This window comes from Kitasatospora sp. NPDC001119, from assembly GCF_053598475.1.
Genome location: NZ_JBSFKI010000035.1, coordinates 42798 through 61664, shown reverse-complemented (window position 1 = coordinate 61664; position 18867 = coordinate 42798). Strand labels below are relative to the sequence as shown.

At 74.0% G+C, this 18867-nt stretch carries 11 protein-coding genes; 6 read left to right on the top strand and 5 right to left on the bottom strand.

Translation table 11 applies throughout. The annotated features are described in order from the left end of the window. Nucleotides 1–182: 182 nt before the first annotated feature. The 4 genes from ACWDD9_RS33810 to ACWDD9_RS33795 all read right to left on the bottom strand — a co-directional run bounded on the left by ACWDD9_RS33810 (nucleotide 183) and on the right by ACWDD9_RS33795 (nucleotide 3584). The gene (locus ACWDD9_RS33810; RefSeq protein ID WP_449813714.1) at nucleotides 183–608 is read right to left on the bottom strand and encodes a riboflavin kinase; all 426 of its coding nucleotides are present in this window, start codon (nucleotides 606–608) and stop codon (nucleotides 183–185) included. Beyond that, nucleotides 601–1146, bottom strand: coding sequence for a flavin reductase family protein (locus ACWDD9_RS33805; protein ID WP_387823744.1), 546 nt, complete (start codon nucleotides 1144–1146; stop codon nucleotides 601–603). Before ACWDD9_RS33805 ends, ACWDD9_RS33810 begins: the two co-directional genes overlap by 8 nt. Before the next feature lie 35 nt (nucleotides 1147–1181). Next, the gene (locus tag ACWDD9_RS33800) at nucleotides 1182–2528 is read right to left on the bottom strand and encodes an NtaA/DmoA family FMN-dependent monooxygenase (protein WP_074006037.1); all 1347 of its coding nucleotides are present in this window, start codon (nucleotides 2526–2528) and stop codon (nucleotides 1182–1184) included. A 75-nt stretch (nucleotides 2529–2603) separates the two neighbouring features. Further along, the gene (locus ACWDD9_RS33795) at nucleotides 2604–3584 is read right to left on the bottom strand and encodes a ribokinase (RefSeq protein ID WP_449813713.1); all 981 of its coding nucleotides are present in this window, start codon (nucleotides 3582–3584) and stop codon (nucleotides 2604–2606) included. A gap of 125 nt (nucleotides 3585–3709) precedes the next feature. Here ACWDD9_RS33795 and ACWDD9_RS33790 point away from each other — a divergent pair, with 125 nt between their 5' ends. After that, the gene (locus ACWDD9_RS33790; protein WP_387823737.1) at nucleotides 3710–4702 is read left to right on the top strand and encodes a LacI family DNA-binding transcriptional regulator; all 993 of its coding nucleotides are present in this window, start codon (nucleotides 3710–3712) and stop codon (nucleotides 4700–4702) included. Nucleotides 4703–4789: 87 nt separating this feature from the next. Here the strand turns inward: ACWDD9_RS33790 and ACWDD9_RS33785 are convergent, their stop codons facing one another. Beyond that, nucleotides 4790–6136 carry an MFS transporter gene (locus ACWDD9_RS33785; protein ID WP_449813712.1) on the bottom strand — a complete coding sequence of 449 codons (1347 nt, stop codon included), beginning with the start codon at nucleotides 6134–6136 and terminating at the stop codon, nucleotides 4790–4792. A gap of 952 nt (nucleotides 6137–7088) precedes the next feature. Between ACWDD9_RS33785 and ACWDD9_RS33780 the strand changes: the two genes are divergently transcribed. The 5 genes from ACWDD9_RS33780 to ACWDD9_RS33760 are packed head-to-tail and all read left to right on the top strand — an operon-like array spanning nucleotide 7089 to nucleotide 18686. Next, nucleotides 7089–13103, top strand: a complete 6015-nt coding sequence (locus ACWDD9_RS33780; RefSeq protein WP_449813711.1) for an acyltransferase domain-containing protein — start codon at nucleotides 7089–7091, stop codon at nucleotides 13101–13103. Beyond that, nucleotides 13100–14929: a non-ribosomal peptide synthetase gene (locus tag ACWDD9_RS33775; protein ID WP_449813710.1), complete on the top strand. Its 1830-nt coding sequence runs from the start codon at nucleotides 13100–13102 to the stop codon at nucleotides 14927–14929. Before ACWDD9_RS33780 ends, ACWDD9_RS33775 begins: the two co-directional genes overlap by 4 nt. Before the next feature lie 51 nt (nucleotides 14930–14980). Further along, nucleotides 14981–16762 (top strand): beta-ketoacyl synthase N-terminal-like domain-containing protein, encoded by a 1782-nt coding sequence (locus ACWDD9_RS33770; RefSeq protein ID WP_387967337.1) that lies wholly within the window; start codon nucleotides 14981–14983, stop codon nucleotides 16760–16762. 2 nt (nucleotides 16763–16764) lie between these two features. Beyond that, nucleotides 16765–17997, top strand: a complete 1233-nt coding sequence (locus ACWDD9_RS33765; RefSeq protein ID WP_449813709.1) for a cytochrome P450 — start codon at nucleotides 16765–16767, stop codon at nucleotides 17995–17997. Then, nucleotides 17994–18686 carry a formyltransferase family protein gene (locus ACWDD9_RS33760; protein WP_449813708.1) on the top strand — a complete coding sequence of 231 codons (693 nt, stop codon included), beginning with the start codon at nucleotides 17994–17996 and terminating at the stop codon, nucleotides 18684–18686. Before ACWDD9_RS33765 ends, ACWDD9_RS33760 begins: the two co-directional genes overlap by 4 nt. Nucleotides 18687–18867 lie beyond the last annotated feature (181 nt).

Sequence of the window (18867 nt, the reverse complement as noted above, 5' to 3'; positions counted from 1 at the left end):
GCCCCGCCGAAGCGGGGGGTGCGGGGCCGACCGGGCTCGTGGCGCGGGACGCGCGGTCCCGGGGGAAGCGGGGGCGCGCGCCGGGCAGGTGAAGGACGGTGCGAAGAGGTGGTGCGGGCGGATCAGAAGAGAACGGTTCAGGAGAGAACGGTTCAGGAGGGAACGGTTCAGGAAAGGACGGTTCAGGAGAGGACGGCGAGCACGTGCCGTCCGTGCTCGGAGTCCAGCAGGGCCTCGGAGCGGCGGACGTCCTCCCGGGCGGCGAGCAGCAGCTCGTCGACGGAGGCGAACCGCTCGGTGCCCCGGATCCGGGCGACGAACCAGAGCTCGACGCGCTCGCCGTACAGGTCGCCCGGGGTGTCGTGGCAGTACACCTCGGTGTGGATCTCGGAGGTGTCGCAGAAGGTGGGGTTGGTGCCGACGCTGATCGTCGCGCGGTGCACGGTGCCGCTCGCGCGGCGGGCCAGCCAGCCGCTGTAGATCGCGGGCGGCGGGGCGGGGGTGCCGGGGTCGGGGGCGATGTTGGCGGTGGGGAAGCCCAGCCCCCTCCCCCGGCCGGCACCGTGCTCCACGGTGCCGGACAGGGGGGCCGTCGGGGTGTCAGCCATGGGGGGTGAGCTCACGGAACTGGCTGGTGTGGAAGACCAGCGGCTCCACCCCGGGGAACAGCTCGACGGTGAGCAGTTCCAGCAGGACGATCTCGTGGTCGCCGCCGTCGTACACCGCGTGCATCCGGGCGGTCAGCCAGAGCGCCGCGTCGTGGATCAGCACCGCGCCGCCCGGCGTGGCCTGCCAGCCGGTGCCGTCGAAGCGGTCGCCCGCGCGGGAGGCGAGCCGCCGGCAGAGCGCGCCCTGGCCGCGGCTGAGCACGCTCAGCCCCAGCTCCGGAGCCTCCGTCAGCCGGGGCCAGGTGGTGGAGGTGCGGGCCACGCTGACCGCGACCATCGGCGGCTCCAGCGAGATCGACACGAAGGAGCTGACCGCGAGCCCGACCGGTTCGCCGTCGCGCAGCGCGCCGAGCGCGACCACCCCGGTGGGGTAGGCCCCGAACGCCTGGCGCAGCGCCGCGCCGTCCAGCTCCGTACTGTTCGGCTGCTCCGCGGCGGTCGCCGCGGCCGCGGTCGGGTGGTGGGCGGGAGTGACCATGGTCGTCGCCGTCCTCTCGTCGCCGGTGCGGGGGGTCAGTGCCGGTACCGCGCGGCCGGGTGGCTGGCCGGCAGCGCCCGGTCGGACGCGCCGGTCAGCCGCTCGCGCAGCGACTCGCCCTCCGCGTACTCGCCGCGGAAGACGCCGCGGGCGCGCAGGATCGGCAGCACCGACTCGACGAACTCGACGGTGGACGCGGGCTGGACGGTCGGCGAGAGCAGGAAGCCGTCCAGGTCGGCGCCCTCCGCCAGGGCGCAGATCTCGTCGGCGATCTCCTCGGCGGTGCCGACCACCGGGCGGGCGCCGACGCCGTGGGTGTGCCAGTCGGCGAGCACGTCGCCGACGGTCTTGTCGGCGAACCGGGCGACCTGGGTCTGCGACATCTCGGTGGACAGCTCCGCCATCGGGGTGTCCGGCGCGTACGAGGACAGGTCGAGGCCGGTGAACATGGCGTAGCTGGCGACGGTGACCTCCGGGCGCTGGGCGTCCAGGACGCGCTGCCAGCGGCGTTCGGCGTCGGCGGTGGTGGCACCGATCACGCAGGAGAACGCCGACATCACCTTGACCTCGTCGGCGCCGCGGCCGGCCCGGACGGCCTCCTCGCGGATCGCCGCGGTGTGCCCGGCGAGCTGTTGGACGGTGCCGCTGCCGACGAACATGCACTCGCCGTGCCGCCCGCCGACGCGGCGCCCGGCCGGGGAGGCGCCGGCCTGGAACAGCACCGGGGTGCCCTGCGGGGAGCGGGCGGTGTTGCCGTAGCCCTGCGAGCGGAAGTACGGGCCGTCGTGCTCGACCAGGTGGACCTTGGCCGGGTCGGCGAAGCGGCCGGCCTTGTCCTTCTCCAGGGCGTCGGGCTCCCAGGAGCCCTCCCAGTACTTGTAGACCAGGTCGAGGAAGTCCTCGGCCATCCGGTACCGGTCGTCGTGCGCCACCATGTCCATCCCGAAGGCCTTGACGGCGGTGTCGGCGGTGCCGGTGGTGACGATGTTCCAGCCGAGCCGGCCGCCGGAGAGCTGGTCCAGGGTGGCCAGTCGACGGGCGAAGGCGTACGGCGGCTCGACCAGCACCGAGCCGGTCACCACCAGGCCGAGGTCGGTGGTGCTCGCGAGCAGGGCCGAGGCGATCACGAACGGGTCCAGGCGCGGCAGGTCGAGGGTCTCCTCGGTGGCGATCGGCGGGCGCACCCCGCCGATCTCCGACCAGCCCCAGGCGTCGGCGAGGAACAGGAAGTCAAGCTTGGCGTCCTCGCAGATCCGCGCGATGTCGCGCCAGTACCCGAGGGTGTCGAACAGGTGCCGGCGGCTGTCGGGGTGGCGCCAGGTGGCGGTGCCGCTCGCGTTGGTCTGGGCGTTCTCGAACAGTCCGAGCTTGAGGTTGCGCATGGGGTGTTCTCCGTTGAACTGGTGGTGCGGGGGAACCTGGGTGCTGAGCGGACCGGGCGTGGGGGCCGGGGACCGTCAGGGTGCTACGGGAACGGCGGGGGCGTCGAGGACCGCGCTGGTCGCGTCGGGGAGCGGGGCGGGTGCGCCGAGGGGGCCGGCGGACGCGTCGAGCTGCGCCGCGGAGGGCATGGCGGACTGGGCGCCGAGCCCGGTGACGGCCAACGAGGCCGCGCGGACGGCCCGTTCGGCGGCGGCGAGCAGGTCGGCGCCCCGGGCGAGGGAGTCGGCGAGGGCTCCGCAGAAGGTGTCGCCGGCGCCGACGGTGTCGACGGCGTCCACGACGGGGGCCGGCAGGTGCACGGCGGGACGGCCGGGCTGTTTGACCAGCGCCCCGTCCGCGCCGAGCGTCACCACGACCGCCCGGCAGGGCAGGGCGGCCCGCTCCAGCAGTTCGCGCGCCCCGTCGGGGCCGGCGGGCGGCTCCGCGCCGAGCAGGGCGGCGAGTTCGCCGAGGTTGGGGACGAGGACGTCGACGGCGGCGAGCACCTCCGCGGCGACCGGGCGGGCCGGGGCCGGGTTGAGGACGACGGTGCCGCCCTGCTCCCGGGCCCGCAGCACGGCGGCGGCGACCACCTCGGCGGTGATCTCGTGCTGCACCAGGACCACCTCGCCCGCGGACCGGGCCAGCCGCTGCGGCAGGTCCGCGACGGACAGTTCGGCGTTGGCGCCCGGGTTGACCACGATGGTGTTCTCGCCGACCCGGTCGACCACCACCGAGGCGATCCCGGTGGTGCTCTCCGGTGCCGGGCGCACCGCCCCGACGTCCACCCCTTCGGCGGCGAGCGCCCGCAGGATGGCGTCGGCGTCCGGGCCGACCCGGGCGACCATCCGCACCCGCGAGCCGAGCCGGGCCGCCGCGACGGCCTGGTTGGCGCCCTTGCCGCCGACGCCCTCCACGAAGCCCCGCGCGAGCACGGTCTCGCCGGGTCGCGGCAGGTCCTCGACGGTCAGGACGAGGTCGCGGTTGATCGAACCGACGACGGTGATGGGCGGCATCTGCACTCCTTGGGAGATCGATCTCCCACACTGTGGACCAGGCCCCCGGAACCGTCAAGTACCCTCGTGCTGCGTATTCCGCGAGCTCAGCCGAGCCCGTTCCCGACCGCGAAGGACCGCCCCACGTGACAGCGCCCCGACTCCTCGACGTGGCCGCGGCCGCCGGTGTCTCCCGCGCGACCGCCTCACGCGTCCTGGCCGGCACCCAGCGCAACGTCGACCCGGAACTCGCCCGCCGCGTCGAGGAGGCCGCCCGGCACCTCGGCTACCGCACCAACCACTCCGCCCGGGCGCTGCGCACCGGCACCACGGGCACCATCGGCGTGGTCGTCCCCTCGCTCGCCAACCCGTACTTCGTCCAGCTCGCCGACGCCCTCGCCCAGCAAGTCCGCGCCGCCGGCGGGCAGTTGGTGGTCTCCGACGCCGCCAACGACACCGCCGTCGAGGCCGAGCAGATCGAGACCCTGCTCGGCGGCCGGGTCGACGGGCTGCTCGTCGTCCCGGTCTCCGCCGGCGCGTCCGGCCCCGCCGTCCGGGCCGCCGCCCAGCGCACCCCGGTCGTCCTGTTCGACCGCTGGGCCACCGGCTCCGGCACCGTGGCCGTCACCCTCGACAACACCGCCGCGATGCGGCTGCTCCTCGACCACCTCGAAGGCCTCGGCCGCCACCGGATCGCCCTGGTCGCCGCCGACCAGGCGTCCTCCTCCGGCGCGGAGCGCCTCGCCGCCTTCACCGGGGCCCGCGGCGCCGACGCCACCACCGTCCTGCTGCCCAGCTTCACCACCGACGCCGGGCGCACCGCGGGCCGCCGGATCGCCGAACAGCACGCCGGGATCGACGCCGTGGTCTGCGGGGCGGACGTCCTCGCGGTCGGGCTGGTCAGCACCCTGCAGCGCTCGGCGATCCCCGTCCCCGGCCGGATCGCCGTCACCGGCTTCGACGACACCGAGATGCTCGAACTCCTCGACCCGCCCATCACCTCGATCCGCCACCCGCTCACCGCCATGGCCGAGCGCGCCCTGACCCTCCTTCAGTCCCCGGCCCGTGAACGGTCGGAGCGGGTGGAGCGCTTCGCGCCGCAGCTGGTGGTGCGCTCCTCCACGGACGCGAACGCCTGAGCGGGCGAGAGGCGGCCCCGGCGTGCGGCGCGCACCCCGGGGCCGCCTCTCGGCGGGCCGCTCCGGCCCTCGACCTGGCGGGGGCCCTCAGGCCTTCCGCCGCACCGCGATGACGGCCGCGCCCAGCACGCAGGCGACGGCGGCGGTGACGTAGGCGAGGTGGTAGCCGCCGAGCTGGTCCGAACTGGTCCCCGCGACCAGGACCATCACCGCGACGCCCGCGCTGGCGCCGATCTGCTGCGTCACGACGTTCACCGCACCCGCGACGGCGTGCTGCTGCTCCGGGACGCCGGAGAGCCCGGCCGTGGTCATCGAGGGGAAGTTCAGCCCCTGGCCGATGCCGCTGACCACCAGGCCGGGCAGCACGTGCAGCACGTAGTTCCCGTCCTGCGGCGTGCCCAGCCACAGCCCGGTGCCGACGCCGATCAGGACCAGGCCGACGGCCATCAGCGTCCGCGGGGAGTACGTGGCCAGCAGCCGGCCGGTGACGAAGTTGGCGGTGAGGAACACCGCCAGGGACATCGGCACCAGCGCCAGGCCGGACTCGGAGGGCGAGTAGTGCAGCATCCCCTGGAGGTACAGCGGGGCGAAGAACAGCATCCCGATCGAGCCCGTGTACTGGAGGAACGCCGACAGGCTCGCGTCCCGCACCGAGGCGATCCGGAAGAGGCCGAGCGGGAGCACCGGGTCGGCGGTGCGGTGCTCCCGGACGACGAACAGCACCAGGGAGACCGCCGCGGCGGCCAGGACGGTCCACGCCGTCGCGCCGCTGCTGCTCACGCCGACCACGAGCAGGGTGAGGCCGAGGGTGCCGGTGATCGCGCCGGGCAGGTCCAGCCGGCCGCGGTGACCGGCGCCGTCGGGCAGTCCGACGCGGGTCGCGGCCAGCACGCCGACCCCGATCAGCACCGAGAACCAGAGCACCGAACGCCAGCCGAAGAACTGGGTCAGGACGCCGCCCAGCAGCACCCCGCCGCTGAAGCTCACGGCGCCGACGGCCGTGTACACGCTGATCGCCCGGTTGCGGGCCGGGCCGACCGGGAAGAGCGCGGTGAGCAGGCCCAGCGCGGCCGGCCCCGACAGGGCGGCGCCGATCCCCTGGACGGCGCGCGCGCCCAGCAGCGTGACGGTGTTCGGGGCCACCGCCCCGACCAGCGCGGACACGGTGAACAGGGCGACGCCGACCTCGAACACCCGCCGCCGCCCGAGGACGTCGGCGAGCCGGCCGCCCACCAGCAGGAAGCCGGCGAAGGTGACGGCGTAGGCGGTCATCACCCACTGGAGCGTGGTCTCCCCCAGGTCGAAGCGCTCTCCGACGGACGGCAGGGCGGCGTTGAGCACGCCGAGACCGCTCACGTCCAGGGCGAACGCCCCGGCCAGCACGCCGAGCGCCAGCCCCGGCCGACGGGCCGACTCGACCACGGCGGCGGTCATGCGGGCCCGCCCGGGAGCTCGCGGCCGAGCGCACGGCGCCGCGGGAGGGACCTTACTAAGGAGCTGTCGGCACTGGCTGACGATGCATCAAGATTCTCAACTGCCATGCGGTCAGCTTGCATTGATCGCTCATCCGCTGTCCACCCCGCCCGGCGCGCATGGTACCGGCAGTCGGCCCTTCCCCAGGTCATTCGATTTCCGTCGACCTCTACCCGACGGCGGCACCCATCACACATTCGTACATCTGTCGCATCGAGGAGATCGAATCGGACACTTTGTCGATCAAATCCCGCCAGCGCTTCATCCGGCCGTCGAAATACGCGATCCTTGAATCGATGAACGCGTAGTCGACACATCTCTCCGCACCCCGAGGGCGGATGAACATACCCGCGCTGCGGAATTCTCAGCAGCGGAAGTGGCCGGCAGCCCGACCGGCAGGAGCCGAACGCGTCGGCCAGAATTCCACAGTGTGCCGCTGATCAGTGAGCCGCTGAACGGCGACCACTCAAGCACCCCCGAAGACCCGACCCTCACCCCGTCCTGCCGCGCCGCGCGGTCGGCACCCCGAGTCCTTCCTCCTGTCGCGAGAGGAGCAGCGCTGCCCGACCGCACGTCCATGCATGTCATGTACAGACCTACTACCGTGCCGGCAGGCTGACCGGCGCTGCCCCGACGCCGCCCACCCTCCACTCCGCCCCGACCGCTTTTCGTTCGCTCCACCGGATTTCCCGTTCACTTCACCGGACTTCCCGTTCACGTCGAGCGCGAACTCCGGAAACACCGGCCCCGTCCGCTCGCCGCCCCGCCGATTCCGCGACGGCCCCCGGCGCGGAGGACGGATCCCGCCGTGCCCCGCCCCCTGTTCCCGGCTGCCCTGAAATCGGCGTCCCCCCCGACCGGCCGGCCGCGAAGCCCCGTCCTCCATTCCATCCGCCCTGCTGAGGGAGTCGCCATGCCCCACGAGCGCGCAGCGCGAGACATCACCGACGTCACGGATTTCCTGCTGTCCCGCTTCGCCGAGCTGTCGGACGTGTCCGCGGCCTCGGTGGACCTCCGGGCACCCATGCACCGGTACGGGCTGGACTCGTTGAAGTCGGTGAACCTCGCGGCCTCCCTGTCCGAGTACCTCGGCTGGCAGGTCCCGGCCACCTGGATGTGGCAGTACCCGACCCTGGACGGACTGGCCCGCGCCCTCGTCGACGGCCCGCGCGCCGCCGGGCCCGCCCCCGGCGCCGAGCGCCGCAAGCCCGCGCACGAGCCGGTCGCGGTCGTGGGCATCGGCTGCCGCTTCCCCGGCGGACCGGACCCGTCCTCGTTCTGGCGGCTGCTGGTCGAGGGCGGCGACGCCGTCGGACCGGTGCCGGCCGCCCGCCGCGAGCTGCTGGGCGACCGGGTGCGCTGGGGCGGGTTCATCGACGGCATCGACCGGTTCGACCCGCTGTTCTTCGGCATCTCGCCCCGCGAGGCCGTCCAGATGGACCCTCAGCAGCGCCTCGTTCTGGAGCTGTGCTGGGAGGCGCTGGAGGACGCGGGCATCGCGCCGGACAGCCTCGTCGGCACCGACACCGGCGTGTTCATGGCCTCCTGCTGGAACGACTACGCCGCGCTGGCGCACTACCGCGGCCCCGACGCCCAGATCACCCCGCACACCGCGACCGGCATCCACGACGGCATCATCGCCAACCGCGTCTCCTACGTCCTCGGCCTCCAGGGCCCCAGCATGGCGATCGACGCCGCCTGCGCCGGATCCCTGGTCTCGGTGCACGTGGGGTGCCAGTCGATCCAGCTGGGCGAGAGCGACCTGGTGCTGGCCGGCGGCGTCAACCTCAGCTTCGTCCCCGACTACTACACCGCCATGGACCAGCTGGGCGCGATCTCCCCCGACGGCCGCTGCAAGACCTTCGACGCCCGGGCCAACGGCACCACCCGCGGCGAGGGCGCCGGCGTCGTCGTGCTCGCCCCGCTGAGCGTGGCGCTGGAGCGCGACCTGCCGGTGTACTGCCTCATCAAGGGCAGCTCCTCCAACAACGACGGTCCCAGCAACGGGATGACGGCGCCCAACCCGCAGGCGCAGGAGAAGATGCTCCGCACCGCGTACCAGCGGGCGGGCATCGCCCCGGACCTCGTGGACTACATCGAGTGCCACGGCACCGCGACGCCCCTCGGCGACCCGATCGAGGCCAACGCCGTCGGCGCGGTCCTGGGCGGCGCCGACCGCGCGGCGCCGCTGAGGATCGGCTCCGTCAAGTCCAACGTCGGGCACCTGGAGGCGGCGGCCGGCATCGTCGGCCTGGCCAAGCTCGCGCTGTCGATGCGCAACGGCGTCCTGCCGCCGAGCCTGCACTACAGCGCACCCAACCCGCAGATCCTGTTCGACGCGTACAACCTCACCGTCCAGGACCGGCTGACGCCGTGGCCGCGCCGCTCCGACGCCCGCCGGGGCGGCGTCAGCTCCTTCGGCTTCGGCGGCGCGATCTGCCACATCGCCGTCGAGGAACTGCCGCGCCCCGAGGCCTCGCTGCTGCTGCTGGCCGCGGACTCCCCCGCGGAGCTGGCCGAGCGGGCCCTGGAGTCGCGGGACGCGACCGACCTGCGCGCGCTCTGCCGCCGCACGCCCGGCGACGGCCCGTTCCGGCTCGCGGCCACCGCCCGCGACATGGCCGAACTCCGCAGCAGCCTGGACGCCTTCGCCGCCGGCACCACGGCCCCCGGCCTGAGCGTCGGGGAGGTCGGGGAGCGGCCCGGCCGGCCGCGGGTGGCGTTCCTGTTCTCCGGCAACGGCTCGCAGTGGGTCGGCATGGGCCGCCAACTGCTCGCCGGCCGACCCGAGTTCCGCCGCTCCATGACGAGGTCCGACCGGCGGATGCGGGAGCTGCTGGGCTTCTCGCTCGTGGAGCAGCTGATGGACCCCGACGGCCGCCTCGACGACATGGACGTCTTCCAGCCGCTGCTGTTCTCCCTCCAGGTCGCGCTGGCCGAGACCTGGCGCTCGCTGGGCGTGGAGCCGGACGTCGTGGTGGGGCAGAGCGTCGGCGAGTTCGCCGCCGCGCACATCGCCGGCGCGCTCGACTTCGAGGACGCCTCCCGGCTGGCCGCCCACCACGGCCGGCTCCTCCAGCAGCTGGCCGTCGGCCGCGGCGAGGGCATCGTGGTGATGACCCCGGCGGACGAGGTCCGGCCGCACCTGACCGGCGGGCTCACCCTCTCCGGCCACAACGGCCTGAGCTCCACCCTGGTCACCGGCACCCCGCAGGAGATCGACGACCTCGTCCGGCGGCTGACCGACGCCGGCGTCGTCAACCACCGGGTGCGGATGGGCCACGCCCCGCACTCGCCGCTGGTCGACCACGTCCTCGCCCCGCTGAAGGCCGAGCTGGACGGCATCAGGCCGCGCACCGCCCGCGTCCCGATGATCTCGACGGTCACCGGCGAGCCGGTCGACGGCGCGGAGCTCGGGCCGGACTACTGGGCGGACAACCTGCGCCGGGAGATCCGGGTGGTCGACGCCCTGACCAGGCTGCGCGACCACGACGTCGACGCGGTGGTCGAGCTCAGCCCCCACCCCCTGCTGCTCAAGTCGGTGTCGGAGATCCTGCCGGCCGTCACCACCCTGCCCTCGCTGCGGCGCGGCGCCGACGAGGCCGCCACCCTGCTCGGCTCGCTCGGCGCCCTCTACGCGGCCGGACTCCCCGTCGCCGCCCACCCCTTCCTCGCGGGCGACCGCGGACGGCACGCCGCACCGGGCGGCGGCGAGGCCGCGGCGGCCGACCGGGTGCACCTGGTCCCCGTCACGGCCCGCACCGCGGACGCGCTGGCCGACACCTGCCGCGCGCTGTCCAACCACGTCGAACGCGACCCGGCCCTGCGGGTCTCCGACCTCGCCTACACCCTCGCCGCCCGGCGCACCCACCACGCCCACCGGATCGCCCTGTTCGCCCGCGACCGACAGGACGTCCTGGACGGGCTCGCCCGGATCGCCGACGGCCGGCCGCACCCCGACGCCGTCACCGGCACGGTCTCCGGCACCGCCGACCGGCGGGTGGCGCTGGTGTTCTCCGGCACCGGCACCCACTGGGCCGGCATGGGCCGCGAACTGCTGCGCTCGCACGCCGGCTTCCGGCGGTGGATGCACGCCTGCGACGACGCCGTGCGCGCGGCCGGCGGCGGCTCGGTGCTCGACCGGCTCACCGCCCCGGACGGGCAGGCCCGGTACGAGGAACTGGACGTCCAGCAGCCGGTGCTGTTCGCCCTCCAGGTCTCGCTGGCGAAGGTCTGGCTCGGACTCGGCGTCGAGCCGGCCGCCGTGGTCGGGCACAGCCTGGGCGAGGTCGCGGCCGCCTGCGTGGCCGGCGCGCTGTCCCTGGAGGACGCCGCCAAGGTCGTGGTCGCCCGCTCGCAGCTGCTCGAACACGAGGCCGCCGCGGGCGCGATGCTCTCGGTCGACCTGCCGGAGGCGGAGCTGCTGCCCCGGCTCGCCGCCTACGCCGGGCAGGCGGCCGTCGCGGCGGTCAACAGCCCCACCAGCACGGTGGTCTCCGGCCCGCGCGAGGCCCTCGACGCCCTGGCGGCCGACCTCGGCCGGGACGGGATCACGGCCAGGAGGCTCCGGGTCGAACGGCCGATGCACAGCCCCGGCATGGACGCGCTGACCGGCCCGCTGCGTGAGCGCCTCGAGTCCGTCACCCCGCTGACGCCCGGCATCGACTTCCATTCCACCGCCCTGGCCGGCGCGGTGAACCCGCTCGTCGACGCCGACTACTGGGTGCGCAACCTGCGCGACCGGGTCCGGTTCGCCGAGGCGACCGCCGCGCTCGTCGACCGGGGCGTCTCCACCTTCATCGAGATCGGCCCGCACGAGACGCTGCGCGGCGCGGTCGAGGAGACCGGGCTGTCCCGGGGCGTCCGGGTGCACGCGGTCAACTCGATGCGGCGCGGGGAGAGCGACCTCCGCTGCCTGCTGGGCGCCGCCGCCGAACTGTTCGTCAGGGGCCTGCCGCTGACCTTCGACCCGCTGTTCGGCGACGACGTCGAGGTGGTGGAGACCCCGCTCGTCCAGTGGCAGAAGGAGCGCTACTGGATCGACTCCGAGCCCCGCCGCGAGCCCGCCCCGGCCCCGGCCGCCGCCGTCGCCGAACCGGTCGCGGCACACCCGGCGCAGGCCCCCGTGGCGGAGCGGCCGGTGGCGGAGGTCGTCCTCGCCGAACTCGCCGACGCGCTGGGCGTACCGGCGGGCAGGTTCGACGCCGGCGCCGGCCTGCGCGACTTCGGCCTCGACTCGATGCTCGCGATCCGCCTCGTCAACCGGATGCAGGCCGTCCTCGGGCACCGGGTCTCGCCGGTGGTGTTCCTGGACGGGCGCTCCATCGCCGAGGTGGTCGGCCACTTCGTCGGGCTCGCCGACGGACCGGCCGCGCCCGCTCCCGCCCCGCAGCCGCCCCAGGCGGTCCAGGCGCCCCAGGCTTCGACGCCCACGCCCGAGCCTGCGCGGTCCTTCCTGGAGGACCTGTCCGAACTGGACGCCGAGGAGCTGCTGGAGGAGCTGGACGCGCGCGGCCTGCTGGAGGCCACCGACGCGCCGGCGCCGGAACAGCTGCGCGCCGAAGGCCTCGGCCTCGAACTGGCGCCGGCCTCGCACGGCCAGGCCTCGCTCTGGTTCATGCAGATGGTCGCGCCGGACGCCGTGCCCTACAACTACATGGTGACCGCCCGGATCCGGACGGCGGTCGACGAGGACGCCCTGGAGCGCGCCGTCCTGGCCGTGCTCGACCGGCACCCCGCGCTGCGCACCCTCTACGTGGAGGCGGGCGGCCGCCCGTACCAGGTCGTCCTGGACGAGCCGGTGTACGAGTTCCTCGTGGTGGACACCGCCGACCTGGACGACGAGGAGGCCCGCGAGGAACTGGCCCGGTACGGGCACGAGCCGCTGGACATGGACAACGGTCCGCTGGTGCGGGTCGTCCTGATGCGGCGCGGCCCGTCCGACCACTTCCTGATGGTGCTGGTCCACCACATCGCCTCGGACGCGGCCTCGGCCGACATCATGATCCGCGAGCTCCAGGAGTTCTACGAGGGCGCCGACCCGGCCGGCCGCACGCCGGTCGCCCCGTACACCGAGTTCGTCGAGTGGGAGCGGCAGTGGCTGGCCGGGCCGGCCGCGGAGGCGGCGCTGGACTGGTGGTCGGAGAAGCTCGCCGACCCGCCCGCCCACCTGGACCTGTCCAGCAAGGAGCGGCCGCCGGGCGTCACCTACGAGGGCCGCGACCTCGCGTTCCGCTGGAGCGCCGAGGAGACCCGCCTGCTGCGGGAGTTCGCGGTGCGCGAGGGCGTGTCGGTCAGCACCGTCGTGCTGGCCGGGTTCTTCGCCACGCTCAACCGCGCGGCCGGGACGGAGGACTCGGTGCTGGCCACCGCGATCGCCCAACGGGCCGAGCCCGGCTGGGAGTCCGCGATCGGCTACTACCTCAACACCGTGCTGGTCCGGGCGAACCCCGCCGGGGACCGCAGCTTCCGCGAGCTGCTGCGCGAGGTCCACGCCTTCTCGCTCGGCCTCCTGGAGCACATGAACTACCCCCTCGACCTGCTGGCCGCCCAGCTCAAGCCGCCGCGCGCCGAGGGCCGCTCCCCGTGGTTCGACGTGGTGGTGAACTGGCTCTCCTCGGACGCCTTCCCCCGCTCCGTCAAGCTCTTCCACGGCGTCGGCGAGACCCTCTCCCCGGACGCCGCGCTGCCGCTCGAGCCGCTCCAGGTGCGCAGGCACCTCGCCAAGTTCGACCTGGAGATCTCGATGGCCGACATCGACGGCCGGGTGGCCGGCCACGTCCAGTTCAAACCGGGCTACCTGGAGAGGCAGACCGTGACGGCCCTGCTCGCGCTGTACCGCACCGTGCTCTTCGACTCGATCGCCCGACCCGACCAGGCCCTCGGCGACATCGCGCCGGCCGGCCTCCCCAAGGAGACAGAGCAGTGACCGAAACCCTGCACTCCGAGTTCATCGCCCAGGCGGTCAAGAACCCCGACGCGACCGCGGTCTACTCCGACGCCGGCGTGCTGACCTACGGCGAGCTGAACGAGCGGTCCCGCGAGCTGGCCGAGCGGCTCCTCGCCGACGGCGCGGGCCCGGGCGTCCCGGTCGGCATCTGCGTCGAGCGCACCCCCGACCTGCTCGTCGCCGTCCTGGCGGCCCTGCGCACCGGCTCCTGCTACCTGCCGCTGGACCCGAACTACCCCGCCGACCGGCTGGCCTTCATGGTCGAGGACAGCGGGACCCGGCTGCTGCTCACCACGCCCGCGTCCCGGGCCAGTTGCCCGCCCGGCCCGACCGTGGTCGTGCTCGGCGGGACCACGGTCACCGAGCCCGGCGCCGAGCCCGTGGCGGTCGTGCCCGAGGACACCGCGTACGTCATCTACACCTCGGGCTCCACCGGCACGCCCAAGGGCGTGGCCGTCCGGCACGCCGGCGCCGTGGCGATGCTCGCCGAGATGGACCGGGTCCTGGAGGGCTGCGACCTGAGCGGCGTCTCGGCGGCCAGCTCGGTCTGCTTCGACCTGTCCGTGATGGAGGTCTTCAACGCGCTGTGCCGCGGCGGCGCCGTCGTGCTCGTCGAGAGCGCCGTCCACCTGACGGAGAGCCGGTACGCGGACCGGATCACCCACCTGTCCGTCGTCCCGTCGGTCATGAACGGCCTGCTCGACGCCGGCGCCCTGCCCCCGAACGTGCGGTCGATCGTCTTCGGCGGCGAGGCGCTGCGCCGCAAGCTGGCCGACCGGGCCTACCGGGAGACCGGCGCCACCCGGGTGTTCAACGCCTACGGCCCCACCGAGGGCACCGTCTTCTGCTCGTTCGGGCTGGTGCCCGAGGACGGGACGGACGAGCCGACCATCGGCCCGCCGACCACCACCGACCTGGTCTACGTGCTCGACGACGAGCTGCGGCCGCTCCCGGCCGGCGAGTCCGGCGAGCTCTACCTCGGCGGCGTCGGCCTCGCGCACGGCTACGTCAACCGGCCCGGCACCACCGCCGAGCGGTTCGTGCCGGACCCGTTCCGCGACGGCGAGCGGATGTACCGCACCGGGGACGTCGTCAGGTTCACCGAGGACGGCGAACTCCGGTTCCTCGGCCGCTCCGACCACCAGGTCAAGCTGCGCGGCTACCGGATCGAGCTGGAGGAGGTCGAGGCCCGGCTGACCGGCTGCCCCGAGGTCCGGGAGGCCGCCGCCGCCGTCCGGGGCAACCGGCTGGTCGGCTACGTCGTCCCCGCCGGCGAGGGCGCGCCGCAGGACGGCCCCCGGCTGGACCCGGCCCTCCAGGGCGCGATCACCGGCCGGCTCGCCGCCGAGGTGCCCGACTACCTGGTGCCCGCGACGCTCGTCTTCCTGCCCGCCCTCCCGCTGGGCCCGGGCGGGAAGCTCGACCGCGACGCGCTGCCCGAGCCGCCGGCCGCCGGCACCGACGGGCCGCGGTCGGCCGCCGGCACGCCGACCGAGGTGGCGCTGGCGGAGATCTGGGGCGAGCTGCTCGACCTCGATCCGTCGGGCATCGACGTGCAGTCCGCCTTCTACGACCTCGGCGGCGACTCCCTGCTGCTGATCCGCCTCGCCCGGCTGATGACCCGTCGCTTCGACCGCCGCGTCCGGGTGCCCGACCTGTTCAGCTTCCGCGACATCGCCTCCCTCGCCCGCTGGCTCGACGACGACAGCGGCGCCACCCCCGAGGTGGTCGAGTCGGCCCGCCAGCGCGCCGGCGCCCGCCGCGCCGCCCTGCGCGGCCGCGGCGCCGGCGGCACCGGCCGATAGCCACCCGCGTCACCTCCACCCGACACGAAGCACACGAAGCAGGAGCCTTCCATGACCGACAGCCCCGAGCAGGAGTACGACCCGGGTGACGTGGCCGTCATCGGCATGTCCCTGCGGGCGCCCGGCGCCCGCACCAAGGAGCAGTTCTGGGACGTCCTCGTCCACGGCCGGGAGACCGTGTCGTTCCTGGCCAAGGAGGACATCCACGTCGACGAGACCCTGATCCACAACCCGTCCTACGTCCGGGCCTGCGGCGTCCTCGACACGTACGACAGGTTCGACCCGTCGGTGTTCGGCATCAGCGACCGGATGGCCGCCGCGATGACCCCGGAGAACCGGCTCTACCTGGAGAGCGCCTGGGAGTCCCTGGAGGACGGCGGCTACGACCCGGACCGGCTCACCGCCGAGATCGGCATGTACGGCGCCAACAACCCGCAGACCGCCGCGCTCTACAGCTCCCCGCCGGACCGGGCGTCGGTCGGCCCCGAGGCGATCGAGGCCAGCCTGGCGTGGTCGCCGGACAGCATGACCTCCAACGCCCTGTACTACATGGGGCTCACCGGCGAGGCCGTCACGGTCGCCGCCGTCTGCGCGGGCTTCCACTACGCGGTGCACCTGGCCTGCCAGTCGCTGCTGCTCGGCCAGAGCGACATGGCGATCGCCGGCGGCGCGATGGTCCGCCTGCCGCACCCGCGCGGGCACCTGTGGGAGGAGAACCGCATCCTGTCGAAGGACGGCCACTGCCGTCCGTTCGACGCCAACGGCACCGGCAGCGCGCTGTCCAGCGGCGTCGTCACCCTGCTGCTGAAGCCGCTCGGCCGGGCCGTCGCCGACCGCGACCACGTCTACGCCGTCGTCCGGGGCTCGGCCGTCAACAACAACGGCGTCAGCGCGATGGCGTACGGCCTGGCCCAGCCCGAGCGGCTGAGCGCGTGCATCGCCGCCGCCATGGAGGTCGGCGGCGTCAGCCCGGACACCGTGTCCATGTACGAGGCCAACGGCCTCGGCCTGCCGGTGACCGACGAGCTCGAAGTGCACGCGGCGACCATGGCGTTCGGGAAGCGGACCGCGACCGCCTCGATCGGCGGGGTCAAGGGCAACGTGGGCCACGGCGGCGTGGTGTCCGGCGGCTTCGGCACGGTCAAGGCCGCGCTGGCGCTGTACCACCGGACGCTCCCGGCCACCATCAACCTGACCGAGGTCAACCAGGACCTCGACTTCCCCAGCACCCCCTTCGTGCCGCAGATCGAGGGCGCGGCCTGGGAGCCGGAGGCCGGCATCCGCCGCGCGGGCATCACCTCCCTCGGCGGCGGCGGCTACAACGCCCACCTGGTGCTGGAGGAGCCGCCGGCACCGGCCGGACGCGCCCCCGAGGAGGCGGGCCGCCCCCGGCTGGCCACCCTGTCCGCGATGGACGACGACGCGCTGGCCCGTCAGCGCACCCGGCTCCGGGAGTGGCTGGAGGCCCGCCCGGAACTGCGCCTGGACGACGTCTGCTTCACCCTCAACCTCGGCCGCAAGGTGATGGGCCGCCGGTGGGCGGCCGTGGTCCGCAGCCGCGAGGAGCTGATCGCCGCGCTGTCCGACGACGCCCGCGGCCCGGTCGCCTCGACCGCCGCCGCCCCGCGCACGGACCCGGGCTCCTTCTCCCGCACCGACGACGGGATCGTGCCGGCCGGCCAGGACGCGCCGGCCCTGACCGGCCTGGCCGCCGCCTGGGTGACCGGCCTGCAGGTGGACTTCGACGCCCTGCACCGGGACGGGGCCGGCCGCCGCGTGCCGCTGCCCGCCTACCCCTTCCAGCCCCGCCGGTTCTGGCGGACGGACTGGTAGGCATGAGCACACCGGCACTGGACACCGTGGACCTGGGCGACCCGGCCACCTTCGCCGACCACGACCTCGACGGGTTCTGGCGCACCCTGCGGGACACCGCGCCGATGCACTGGAACCCGCCGGTCGACGGCCGCCGGGGGTTCTGGGTGCTCTCCCGCTACGACGACATCATGGCCACCTACCGGGACAACGTGAACTTCACGTCCCAGCGCGGCAACGTGCTCGTCACCCTCCTGGAGGGCGGCGACGCCGGGGCCGGCCGGATGCTGGCCGTCACCGACGGGCCCCGGCACCTGGAGCTGCGCAAGATCCTCCAGCGCGTGCTCTCGCCCCGGGTGCTCGACGAGGTCGCGCGGACCGTCCGGGTCAACACCCGGCAGTGGATCCGCGAGGCCGTCGGCTCCGGCGGCTGCGACTTCGCGGAGCGGATCGCCTCGCGGATCCCGATGACCACCATCTCCAACCTGCTCGGCGTCCCCGAGCGGGACCGGGACTACCTGCTCAGCCTCACCAAGACCGCGCTGTCCGCGGACGACGAGGACGTCGAGGAGGTCGACTCCGAGATGGCCCGCAACGAGATCCTGATGTACTTCATGGACATCGTCGAGGAGCGGCGCGAGGCACCCGGCGACGACGTGATCAGCATGCTGATCGGCAGCGCCGTCGACGGTGTGCCGCTGTCCGACGAGGACGTCGTGCTCAACTGCTACAGCCTGATCATCGGGGGCGACGAGACCAGCCGGCTGACGATGATCGACTGCGTCCGCACCCTCGCGGCCCACCCCGGGCAGTGGCACCGGCTCAAGCGGGGCGAGGTCGCGATCGAGACGGCCGTGGACGAGGTGCTGCGCTGGGCGTCGCCCACCATGCACTTCGGGCGCAGCGTCGAGCGGGAGACCGAACTGCACGGCGTACGGCTGCGGCCGGGCGACATCGTCACGCTCTGGCACGCCTCCGGCAACCGGGACGAACGGGTCTTCGCCCGGCCCGGGGAGTTCGACCTCGGCCGCACCCCCAACAAGCACCTGGCCTTCGGCTACGGCCCGCACTTCTGCGTCGGCTCGTACCTGGCCAAGGTGGAGATCGCCGAACTGCTCAAGGCCCTGCGGGACTTCACCCTCGGGTTCGAGCAGACCGAGGAGGCGCTGCCGATCCGGTCCAACTTCCTGACCGGGTTCTCCACCATGCCGGTGCGCTTCACGCCCGACCACTCCGGACTGAGAGAGTGCGGATGAACATCTACATGTCAGGACAGGGGGCGTTCGCGGTCCAGGTCGCGGAAGCCCTCCTGGACAAGGGGCACAAGATCGTCGGCGCGGCCGCGCCCCGGCTGCGCAAGGGCAGGACCGACGAGAGCGACGCGATGTCCTGGGACCGCCTGCGCGCCTGGGCGTTCCCCCGGGACATCCCCTGGACGGACTCGCTCGAACTGCGGGCGATGCACATCCCGGACGGGGTGGACGTCATCCTCGCCGCCCACTCGCACGCCTTCCTCGGCCGGCGGACGCGCGCCCGGGCCGGCATCGCCACCATCGGCTACCACCCCAGCCTGCTGCCGCTGCACCGCGGCCGGGACGCGATCCGATGGACCATCCGCGACGGCGACAAGGTGACCGGCGGGAGCGTCTACCACCTCACCGAGCGCACCGACGGCGGCCCGCTCGCCGCCCAGGAGCACCTGCTCGTGCCCCCGGGCTCGACCGCGCAGAGCCTGTGGCGCGACCACCTGGCGCCGCTCGGCGTGCGACTGCTGCTGAAGGTGGTCGACGACCTCGCCGCCGACCGGCGGATCGAGGTGCCCCAGGACGAGAAGCTGGCGACCTGGGAGCCCGCGATGGACACCCAGCCGCTGTTCAAGCCCGAGCTCATCGCCCTGCCGGGCAGCGCCCGGGTCGACGGCAGCGCGCGGGCGCTGCACGAGTGAGAGCCGTGTAGCGCCGCGCCGGCTGAATTGCCGCGATCAACTCCTCAGGTGCCCCCGGGTGTTCGATACTCCGGGGGCACCTCTGTGCTTTCGGAAGGCCGGAGTTGGCAATTCTTCTGCCCATTTCTCCGACAACTCGACTGCGGTGAAGCCTGGTTATCCGACCTGACGGCCAGCCAGC